Below are 2,278 nucleotides of genomic sequence, written 5' to 3' on the forward strand. Positions count from 1 at the left end.
AAAAAGCTGACAGTCAGTTTTTTAAGACTTCACATCAGGAGGAAGCGGCATGGGAGAGGTATTGGCAGCACGGAACGAGTATCGGGCACAAAACTGGTTTCTTGTGATCCAGGAGTGCCGAGCCAGCGGGTTGACGAACCGGGAATTTTGCCGGCAGCGCGGGATCCCGGAGAAGAAATTTTACTACTGGCTCCGGAAACTGCGCACACAGGCACTGGAAGCAGCGCCGCCGCAGCTGGTACAGATATCGCCGGAAGCGGTCAGGGAGGATATGCTGCAAATTCATTTTCGTGGGGCTGAGCTGCTCCTTCCCGGGAACATAGACCTGGATGCGGTTGTGGCGATTCTGCGGTCCATTCAAAGCGTATGATTGACCTGCGTCATGTGCGCCGCTACTATGTGGCCTGCGGCTATACCGATCTTCGCCGTGGGATTGACGGACTGGCAGCCATTGTCACGCAGCAGTATGGGAGTCGGCTGGATGAAGAGAGCCTGTTCCTGTTTTGTGGCCGGCGGACAGACCGGATCAAGGCACTCTACTGGTCTGGAGACGGATATATCCTGCTGTACAAGCGGCTGAGCAACGGCAGCTTTCAATGGCCCAGGAGTGAGGCAGAGCTGCGGCTGCTGGATCCACAGAGCTTCCGCTGGCTGATGGAGGGGCTGTCCATTGAGCAGCGGACGGCGATCCGCAAGGGAGTACCCAAGGATTTATTTTGAGTATAACCCAGATACTTCTGTACTTTTCCGGGGAATTATGATATAATTTGAACAGAAAAGTTGTGGAGAAGGGTGGCATTTGCATGGTGAAAAACACAAATTATCACCGTGCAGATGTCACCCTTTTGCAGTCGGAAAATGCCCGGCTGAAGGAAGAAAACGCAGCGCTCACCGCTCAGGTAGAAGCGCTGCAGCGAAAGCTGGCGCACATGACAGAGGTCTTCGCCAACGCCCAGCGTGCGCAGTTCGGGCAGTCCAGCGAGAAGAAGCGGTATGTTCTGGGGGAAGACCAGCTTTGCCTGTTCAACGAGGCGGAAGAAGCACAGGATCATAAGGCTCCGGAACCTACGGAAGCAGATCTGGTGGTCAAGGCACATACCCGGAAGAAAAAACGGACGATTGAGCAAATGATGGAGGAGCTTCCGGTGGAGGAAGTGATCCTGACGCTGCCGGAAGACAGGATGATCTGCGACAAATGCGGCGGTGCATTCCGGCTCATTGGCAAGAAGCTGCTCCGCCGGGAGATGGTAATCATCCCCCAGCAGCAAAAGATCATTGCCTACTATGGCTGCAGCTATGCGTGTGACCGGTGCGAGGAAGAGACTGGGTATGCCCGTATCCTGACGACACAGGCGCCGCCGCCGCTGATGAAACACTCCCTGGCCTCGGCATCCACGGTAGCGGATGTGATGACAAAGAAATATGCCGACGGCCTGCCTCTGGCGCGGCAGGAGAAGATCTGGGCGCGGCAGGGAGTGACGCTTGGCAGGGCGACACTGGCCAACTGGGTGATCCAGTGTGGGCAGACATGGCTGAAGCCTCTGTACCGGCATATGAAACAGGCCCTGCTGGAGGAGCCGCTGATTCATGCCGACGAGACGGTGGTTCAGGTGCTGAAGGAGGATGGGAAGACAGCTGCTTCGGAGTCCCGGATGTGGCTGTATGCCAGCGGAGAAGGCAGCCGGAAAGGGGTTCGCCTCTTTGAGTACCAGCCGGACCGCAGCGGAAAGCGTCCGGCGAGCTTTCTGGGCGGCTTTACCGGGTACCTGGTGACCGACGGCTATGCAGGTTACAACCAGGTCCTGGGCGTGACCCATTGCGGGTGCTGGACCCATGCCAGACGGAAGTGGCGGGATGCCATGCCGGACGGCGCCACGGTCAAGACCAGCAAGGCGGCTGTGGGCTACCGGTATTGCAATAAGCTGTTTGCGCTGGAGAAGAAATACTGTTATGCGACGCCCGAAAGTCGCTACGCATACCGCCAGAATGTGGTCAGGCCACTACTGGAGGAGTATTTTTGCTGGCTGAAAACGATACACCCGGAGAAGGGCAGCAAGCTGGAAGATGCAGTGCGCTACTCGCTGAACCAGAAGGAGCAGTTGATGGCATTTCTGGAGGCGCCGGAGGTTCCAATCAGCAACAATCTGGCAGAAAACGCCATCCGCCCCTTCGTGCTGGGCAGAAAGAATTGGCTGTTCTGCGACAGCGTCAAGGGTGCGGAGTCCAGCGCTATTGTATATTCGTTGGTGGAGACAGCCAAGGCCAATGGTGTGGAGCC

The 2,278-nt window shown here is 57.0% G+C and carries 3 protein-coding genes; all 3 read left to right on the top strand.

Annotated features, from left to right (window positions below; all coding sequences use genetic code 11):
* Positions 1-49 precede the first annotated feature (49 nt).
* Complete coding sequence (tnpA, locus tag H6B51_RS16790) at positions 50-370, top strand: IS66 family insertion sequence element accessory protein TnpA (protein ID WP_204884744.1); 321 nt, start codon at positions 50-52, stop codon at positions 368-370.
* Positions 367-720 (top strand): IS66 family insertion sequence element accessory protein TnpB, encoded by a 354-nt coding sequence (tnpB, locus tag H6B51_RS16795; protein WP_204884745.1) that lies wholly within the window; start codon positions 367-369, stop codon positions 718-720. Before tnpA ends, tnpB begins: the two co-directional genes overlap by 4 nt.
* Before the next feature lie 83 nt (positions 721-803).
* A partial coding sequence (tnpC, locus tag H6B51_RS16800; protein ID WP_204884746.1) for an IS66 family transposase occupies positions 804-2,278 on the top strand: 1,475 nt, incomplete at its 3' end.

The sequence above is a fragment of the Pseudoflavonifractor phocaeensis genome (genome assembly GCF_016901955.1).
Classification (GTDB): Bacteria; Bacillota; Clostridia; order Oscillospirales; family Oscillospiraceae; genus Flavonifractor; species Flavonifractor phocaeensis_A.

Excerpts from the sequence above, each read along its gene's own strand:
- tnpA (WP_204884744.1), top strand. The coding sequence starts at position 50 with ATGGGAGAGGTATTGGCAGCACGGAACGAGTATCGGGCACAAAACTGG.
- tnpB (WP_204884745.1), top strand. The coding sequence starts at position 367 with ATGATTGACCTGCGTCATGTGCGCCGCTACTATGTGGCCTGCGGCTAT.